We start from the raw sequence: 8,017 nt of genomic DNA, 5'->3' as shown, positions 1-8,017 counted from the left end.
CCCGGTCGGGTGTCACCAGCCGGTGTTGCCGGAGCCCCTGTTGATCGTGAAGCCGCCCGCCAGGGAGAGGCCGCCCGCGGCGGCTCCGGTGACGGTGGTTCCGGAGAAGGTCCCGGAACCGGCGGAGTTGATCTCGATGCCGTACGAACCTGCCGTGGTGATGGCCAGGTTGGTGACGGTGAGCGAGCCGACGTTCTTCTGCCAGGAGACGAGGAGTCCGCTGTAGGTGCTGTCGAGGACGGAGTTGTCCTGGAGCAGGATGGGCGCGGTGATGTCGGAGGAGTCGGCGTAGACCCACAGGGCGCCGAGCTTGCTCGCCCAGTTGGGTTCGTAACCGCCGGTCCGGGTCAGGGTGTTGCGCAGAACGACGGTGGTGCCGCTGAACGGCACGGGGGCGAACCGGCTGCTGATCGCGATGCCGGAGGAGCCGGTGACCGTGTCGGCGAGGAGGTTGTCCTCGACACGGTTGGCGTTGCCGCCGTAGATGCCGACGGCGTTGGCGAGCAGGGGCAGTTGGACGGTGTCGAAGCGGAAGGCGCTGGTGCTGACGGCCTGCGCCTCGGAGAACATGGCGAGCCCGTCGTCGCCGGTGTTGCGGACGCTGCTGTTCGAGACCTCGGTGCCGGCGGTCCCCTTGTGGAGGTTGACGCCGTCGGCGAAGGTGTCGCGGATGCGGAGCCCGGCGGCGTACAGGCCGGTGGTGGGGGCGTCGATCCAGAGGCCGACCTTGGTGTGCTCGATCCAGAGGTTCGTCAGGGTGGAGCCGTTGCCGAAGTCGCCCTCGATCGCGGCGTCGAAGTTGGCGTCGTCGCGGTAGCGGACGTCTCCGGCGATCATGAGGTCCTGGACGTTGCTGGTACCGCCGCGCCCGAAGAGCCCGCCCTTGCCGTTCTTGCCGCGCAGCACGGTGTACCACTGCCCGGCGCCCCGCAGGTCGGCCCCGGCGAGGTCGACGTGGCCGGAGATGTCGTACGTACCGGCGGACAGCCAGAGCCCCTTGCCCTGCGACGTGGCCGTGGTGACGGCCGCGTTGAGGGCGGCGGTGTCGTCGGTGGAGTCGTCCGGGGTGACGCCGAGGGTGGTGGCGGAGACGAATCCGGTGGACGGCATGGTCAGGACGGCCGGGACGGCCTCGGTCTCGACGAGGTCCAGCGTGTAGGAGGCGGCGGTGTCGCCCGCGTCCTTCTGGAACTTGAGCACGGTGCCCGCGGCGAGGTGGCCGGTCAGAGTGCGCGTCTCGTCGAAGAAGTGGTGCCCGGAGCCCTGGGAGGGCGTGTTGGTGTACGGGTAGCTGCCGTAGACCCAGCTGTACGCGGAGCTGAGGCCCAGGTCGCGGACCTGGGTGCCGTTGGCGTACACGCTGAGGGTGGCGTTGGTGCCGGTGCCCGCCGCGTTGTCCGGTACCGAGTAGCGCAGGGTCAGCGCGTCGGCCGGCTGGGTCAGCGTGAACTGCACGTACTCGCCGGTCTGGTCGAGCACCACGGCCCGGCGGCCGGAGGCCTCGGAGGCCACGGTCAGGTAGGTGCGGTCGGGGCCGGTCGTGCTCGCGTTGGTGGTGCCGGACTCCGCCTCGTACGCCGTGTACGGGAGGGTCGCGCCGCGCACCGCGTTCGGGGTGGAGCCGGTGACGGTGACGCCGTCGAGCTGGAGGTTGCCGTTGTCGCCGGAAGCGGCCCGCAGGGTGACGTGGTTGAGCGAGGCGCGCAGCGGTACGTCGGTGGTCGCGGTGGACCAGGCGCCGGAGGTCGCGGGCAGGGTGAGCACGCGGACCTTGGTGCCGTTGGCGAGCAGGGTGACGGTCGCGGCGGTGGCGTTCGGGGTGCGGTAGCGCAGCACCAGCGGGTAGGTGGCGGCGGACGGGGCGTTCACCGCGAGGACCGCGCGGGCGCCGGTGGTGGTGAAGCCGGTGAGGTAGCCGGTGGACTCGTACCCGCTGACGGCGGAGGCCGTGGTCACCCCGCCGGAGACGAACGCGGTCTCGGCCTGGTGGGTGAGGGTGACCGGGGTGGTCTCGGTCGGCGTGGTGGCGGTGAGGGAGTCGAGGTTGACGTTGCCGCTGTCGGCGGTGGTGAACGTGAGGGCGACCGTGTTGGTCCCCTTCGCGTAGGTCACCTGCTCGTCGTGGGTGGACCAGGTGTCCCAGTCCGCCGTGGGAGCCAGGCTGATCTGGCGGACCTTCGCCCCGTTCACGTAGAGGCTCAGCGTCATCGCGGCGCCGGTCCCGTTCGCGTACCGCAGCGAGGCCGAGCCGTTCCCGGCGAGGGTGGACGGGACGGAGAAGGTGACGGAGGCGGCGCCCTTGTGGGCATCGGTGAACCCGCCGACGAACCCGCTCCCGGTGTAACCGGAGTGCTCGGTGGAGACCGCCGCACCCCCGGAGAGCTGCGCCGACTCGGCCTCCAGACCGGAGGAGCCGGTGCCGGTGCCGGTCCCCGTGCCCGTGCCGGTGGTGGCGGTGAGGGAGTCGAGGTTGACGTTGCCGGTGTCGGCGGTGGTGAACGTGAGCGCGACGGTGTTCGCGCCCTGCGCGTACGTCACCTGTTCTTCGCGGGTGGACCAGGTGTCCCAGTTCGCGGTCGGCGCGAGGCTCACCTGCCGGACCTTCGCCCCGTTCACGTAGAGGCTCAGCGTCATCGCGGCGCCGGTGCCGTTGGCGTACCGCAGCGCGAGAGAACCGGCCCCGGCGGCAGACGACTGGACCGGGAAGGTGACGGAGGCAGCGCCCTTGTGGGCGTCGGTGAAGCCACCGACGAAGCCGCTCCCGGTGTAGCCGGAGTGCTCGGTGGAGACCGCCGCACCCCCGGAGAGCTGGGCCGACTCGGCCTCCAGCGCGGTGGTGGCGGCCTGCGCGGTGGTGGTGGCCGTGGCGCCGAGCAGCAGGGCGCCGAGCATGGACAGGAGCAGGGGGACGACGAGACGTGCGGCGCGGGGGCGCCGGCGTGGTGCAGGAGACACAGCGGTGTGCCCTTCCTGTGGATGGGGGTCCCTGGACGTGCGGGGGTAAGGGGGTGGTGCTCGCGAGGGGGACCGGTGGCGCGCGGGTCAGCCCTTGAGGCTGCCCGCCGTCAGGCCCGCGATGATGTGCCGCTGGAAGATCAGGAAGAGGACCAGCAGGGGGATGCTGGCCATGACCATTCCGGCGAGCAGCTGGTTGGCGGGCATGAACTCCGCCAGCCGGTTGAGCGCGACCGTGATGGGCTGCTTCGCCTCGTCGGGGAGGACGAGCATCGGCCAGAGGAAGTCCTTCCAGACGCCGACGATCGCGAAGATCGAGACGACGGCGAGGACCGGCCGGGAGAGCGGCAGCACCACGGAGACCAGGACCCGGATCGTGCCGGCCCCGTCGATCCGTGCGGAGTCGAGGAGTTCGGCGGGTATCTGGTCGAAGAAGCGCTTCAGCAGAAAGATGTTGAAGGCGCTGGCCGCTGCCGGGAGCCAGATGGCGAACGGGGTGTTGATCAGGTTGACGTGCAGGATCGGTACGTCGACCACGGTGAGGTACGTCGGCACCAGCAGCGCGGACACCGGCAGCATCAGGGTCGCCAGCATCATGCCGAGGATCACGTTGCCGAGGGCCGGGCGCAGCTTGGAGAGCGCGTAGGCGGCGGACACGTCGATGAGCAGCTGGGTGAGCCAGGCGCCCAGCGCGAGCACGAAGGTGTTGAGGAAGAAGTGGCCGAGTCCGACGTTGGTCCAGGCGTCGGTGTAGCTCTCGGGGTGGAAGCTCTCCGGCACGAGGGTCGGGGTCGGGGCGGCGAGCTCGCTCGACGACTTCAGCGCGCCGGACGCCATCCAGTACAGCGGGAAGACGAAGGCGAGGGTGAAGCCGATCAGGGTGGCGGTGAGGACGAAGCGGTGGAGGAACCTGCCGACGCGCCGGTTCATCTCGGTGGGCGCGATCAGGGTGCGGGTGGGTGTTTCGGCGGCCATGACTCTTCCTCTCAGCCCTTGCTCCGGGTCAGGCGCAGATACACGCCGGCGAAGACGCCGAGCACCACGAAGAGCAGGGTGCTCATGGCGCTGGCCAGGCCGAAGTCGTTGTAGACGAAGGCGTAGCGGTAGAGCAGCAGCAGGACGGTGACGGTGGCGTCGTCGGGCCCGCCGCCGGTGAGCACGAACGGCTCCACGAAGACCTGCATGGTGCCGATGACCTGGAGCAGCAGGGTGATCATCAGGATGAACCGCATCTGCGGGATCGTGACGTGCCACAGCCGCCGTCGGATCGACGCGCCGTCGAGCTCGGCCGCCTCGTACAGCTCGCCGGGAATGCCGCCCAGCGCCGCGAGGTAGATCAGGGTGGTGGTGCCCATGTTGGCCCAGGTGGAGACGAGGACCAGGGAGACCATCGCGAGGTTCTCGGACTCCAGCCACTGCTGGGGCGGGAGGTGGAAGACGTCCAGCACGTTGTTGAAGAGGCCCGGTCCCGGATCGTAGAACCAGCGCCAGAGCAGCATGGTGACGACCGAGGGCAGCATGACCGGCAGGTAGACGGTCATCCGGAGGTACGCCTTGCCGCGCCGCAGTTCATTCAGGACGACGGCGGTCGCGAAGGGGGCGGCGAAGCCGAAGACCAGGGCGAGCAGGGTGAACCAGCCGGTGTTCTTCCAGGCGGTGAGGAAGAGCGGGTCGTCGAAGAGCCTGCGGAAGTTGTCCACGCCGACCCACTCGGCGGGCTGCGCGAAGGTGACCTGCTGGAAACCGAGCAGGATGCCGCGCACGATCGGGTACCAGGAGAAGAGCGCGAAGCAGATCACTCCGGCGGCGAGGAAGAGGTACGCGACGAGGTTCTCGCGCACCCGCCGCCGGAACCGGCCGGTCGCCGCCCCGCTCCGGGCAGTGGGACCGGCGGGCGACGCCTGGAGCCGGCCGGGCGGGATCTTCGCGGCGGGCCCGGACGCCCCGGCGGGTGCCGGGGCTCCGTCCCGTACCGGGGTCCGGTCGCGGGCGGTGGCGCGCGCCGGGGAGGTGGGGAGCGGTCGACCGGCCATGATCACTTCACCGTGGCGAGGATGGAGTCGGCGCGCTTCGCAGCGTCGGCGAGCAGCTTGTCGAGGTCGGCGTCCTCCTTGGTCAGCACGGACTGCATGACCCCGTCGAGGACGGTGTAGAGCTGCTGCGCGTTCGGCGGCTCGACCTTGACGGCGACGTCGTCGCTGCGGTCGACGAACGGCTGGTAGTTGGCCTGCGGGACGTTGGCGTACTTCGCGTGGATCGCGTCGTTCTTCGCCTGCGCCTCACCGTCGAACAGGTTGGGCTGCGGGAGTCCGATCGGGACGTCGAGGCCGGAGAACTTCTTGACGTTCTCTTCCTCGCGGTCCGGGTTGAGGTACTTCCACTGGATCCACTGGAGCCCGGCCTTGATCTTCTCCGGGGAGGCCTTCGGGTTGAACATGAAGCCGTCGCCGCCGCCGAGGGTCGCGGTGCCGGGGAGGGCGGCCAGCCCGTAGTCGTCGTACTTGCTCTCGAACTGCTTGACGATGGTGGGGATGTTGTCCGGGCCAGCCATGTACATCCCGAGCTTGCCGGAGCCCATCATCTTCTGGACGTCGGCGATCTCCAGGAGCTGGCGGGTGCCCATGGACTTGTCGGTCCAGCGCATGTCGTGCAGGGCCTGGAGCGCCTTGCGGCCCGCGTCGCTGTCGAACGCGGCCTTCCACTTCCCGTTCTGCTGGGTGGCCACGTCTCCGCCCATGGAGTAGATCCACGAGGTGAGGTGCCAGCCGCCCTGGTTGTTCTTGCTGTAGTCGGCGTACCCGACGGTCCCGTCGCCGAGCGCGCTGATCTTCTGGGCGGCGGTGCGCACCTCCTCCCAGGTGGTCGGCGGCTCGTCGGGGTCGAGCCCGGCCTTTTCGAAGAGGGCGCGGTTGTAGACGAGCCCGAGGGAGTAGTTGCCGGTGGGCACCCCGTAGATCTTGCCGTCGGGTCCCTTGAAGACGTCCTGGAGGGCGGGACGGATCTGGTCCAGGTACGGGACGCCCTTGAGGTATTTCGTGATGTCGGCGCCCTGGCGGCGCTGGATGAGCCCGGCGGGGTCGGTGAAGTAGACGTAGTACACGTCCTCCAGCTGGCCCCCGGCGAGCTTGGCCGCGAAGGTCTTCGGGTCCATCTGGCCCTCGCGGGCGTCGATCTTGATCTTGGGGTGGGCCGCCTCGAACTGCTTGACCAGGTCTTCGAAGTCCTTGCGGTCCTCGGGCTGCGTCTTGGCCGGCATTCCGTTCACGCTGATCGTGACCACGCCGTTCTCGTCGACGCCGGACGAGGAATCGGAGGAACCGCCACAGCCCGTGAGGGCCAGGCCCAGGGCGAGCGCGGTCGCCGAACCGAGGAGTTGACGCCTGCTGACGCCGGCCATGCCATTCATGCGAATCGCCTTCCTGATGGGTGCCCCCGGGCTGCGGGACCCGATGCACTGAACAGCGCTGAAGGTAGAAGCCGGTTACGCAAGAAGTCAATGCATCTGCGCAAGAATGTAATCAGCAGGACCTCCGCCGGTGACGTGCGCACGCTCACGAAGGGCAGCCGCCCCAGGGCGCGCGCGACCCCCGGGAGGCGGCCCGCCGCCCCCCTTGCCGCCTCCCGCACGCCTCGGCGGGACGGCTCAGCGGGGCCGGCCGGCCGTCGAGCCGCGCACGATCAGCTCGGTGTCGAACACCAGGAGGTCGTTCGCATCCGCACGCCCTTCGATCTGGCCCACCAGCGCGGCCACGGCGGCCGCCGCCATGGCCTGGACGGGCTGCCGCGCGGTGGTCAGCGGCGGGTCCGTGGCCACCATGTACGGGGAATCGTCGAAGCCGACGACCGACAGGTCCTCGGGCACCCGCAGCCCCTGGCGACGGGCCCCGCGGATGACCCCGAGGGCCAGCGCGTCGCTCGCGCAAACGACCCCGGTGACCCCTTCGGCCAGCAGTCGGGGCAGCGCGGTGGCGCCGCCCTCCATGGTGAACAGGGCGTGCCCGACCAGCCTCCGCCACTCCTCGGGCGCGTCGCCCCGGCGGCTGCAGAAGGCCGCGAAACCGGCGAGTTTCCGGGCCGAGGGGACGTGCCCGCCGGGCCCCAGGACCATGCCGATCCGCTCGTGCCCGAGCGCCACGAGGTGGGCGAGCGCCTGCTCGGCCGCGAGCGCGTCGTCCACCCGCACCTGGGCCACCCCGGAGTTCTCGTCCGCCGCGTTGACCAGCACCATCGGTATCCCGCGCTCCCGCAGCACCCGGCCCATCTCCGGTCCCGCGTCGGCGTAGCTGGCGCCCACGAAGACGATCCCGCCGATGTTCTGCCGCAGCAGCATCTCGATGTAGTGCGCCTCCGACACCCCGTCCTGGCTGTGCGTGCACAGCACGGGAATGAGCCCCCGCCGGTCCAGGAGGACGCACAGGGCCTCGGAGAACGCGGAGAACACGGGGTTCTGGAGGTCGGGCACGACGAGGCCGATCAGCGCCGCCCGCTCCCCGCGCATCCCCACGGGCCGCTCGATGCCGCAGACGTCCAGGGCGGCCAGCACCGCCTCGCGGGTGGGGGCGGACACACCCGTACGGCCATTGAGGACACGACCGACAGTGGCCGTGCTGACGCCCGCGTACGCGGCGACTTCGGAGATCCTTCGATTCATCACGGAGTCAGCGTGACAAGAATGAACGCAAAAAGAAAGATCACTTACGTAAGAAACTTACTTTGGCTGACGCGCACCCCTGCGAGCGGCGCGTTCTCGCGGGTGCGGCAAGCAGCGCGGGGGCGGAGCTGTCGTACGAGGCGTACGGCGGCCCCCCGCGCGACCACCCCCGCCCCGCCGCGGTCCGTCCGCCCCGCCCTGCCCTGCCGTGCCCCGCCCCGCCCCGCCCCGCCCCGCCCCGCCCCGAAACAGGGGTGTCATCAGCACCCCTGTGGACCAGGTATTATTTTCGAGTCAGCAGGCGCCGCTAGCTCAGTTGGTTAGAGCAGCTGACTCTTAATCAGCGGGTCCGGGGTTCGAGTCCCTGGCGGCGCACGACACGACAGTGGGGCGGTCTCCGGCATCGGAGAC

General features: G+C 70.1%; 5 protein-coding genes and 1 tRNA gene. 1 reads left to right on the top strand and 5 read right to left on the bottom strand.

The annotated features are described in order from the left end of the window. Positions 1–12 precede the first annotated feature (12 nt). The 5 genes from ACFWEP_RS27765 to ACFWEP_RS27745 form a co-directional block, all read right to left on the bottom strand. Positions 13–2,955: a carbohydrate-binding protein gene (locus ACFWEP_RS27765; RefSeq protein WP_387373965.1), complete on the bottom strand. Its 2,943-nt coding sequence runs from the start codon at positions 2,953–2,955 to the stop codon at positions 13–15. Between the two features lie 87 nt (positions 2,956–3,042). Beyond that, positions 3,043–3,930, bottom strand: a complete 888-nt coding sequence (locus ACFWEP_RS27760; RefSeq protein ID WP_387373963.1) for a carbohydrate ABC transporter permease — start codon at positions 3,928–3,930, stop codon at positions 3,043–3,045. A gap of 11 nt (positions 3,931–3,941) precedes the next feature. Then, the gene (locus ACFWEP_RS27755; RefSeq protein WP_387373961.1) at positions 3,942–4,988 is read right to left on the bottom strand and encodes a carbohydrate ABC transporter permease; all 1,047 of its coding nucleotides are present in this window, start codon (positions 4,986–4,988) and stop codon (positions 3,942–3,944) included. Positions 4,989–4,990: 2 nt separating this feature from the next. After that, entirely contained in the window at positions 4,991–6,361 is a 1,371-nt protein-coding gene (locus tag ACFWEP_RS27750; RefSeq protein ID WP_387373959.1) for an extracellular solute-binding protein, read from the bottom strand. A gap of 237 nt (positions 6,362–6,598) precedes the next feature. Next, the gene (locus ACFWEP_RS27745; protein ID WP_387373967.1) at positions 6,599–7,606 is read right to left on the bottom strand and encodes a LacI family DNA-binding transcriptional regulator; all 1,008 of its coding nucleotides are present in this window, start codon (positions 7,604–7,606) and stop codon (positions 6,599–6,601) included. A gap of 301 nt (positions 7,607–7,907) precedes the next feature. Here ACFWEP_RS27745 and ACFWEP_RS27740 point away from each other — a divergent pair. Beyond that, positions 7,908–7,981, top strand: a tRNA-Lys gene (locus tag ACFWEP_RS27740). Positions 7,982–8,017: the final 36 nt, after the last annotated feature.

This window comes from Streptomyces sp. NPDC060198, assembly GCF_042728415.1.
GTDB lineage: Bacteria > Actinomycetota > Actinomycetes > Streptomycetales > Streptomycetaceae > Streptomyces.
This window is presented reverse-complemented; position numbering and strand designations above follow the sequence as displayed.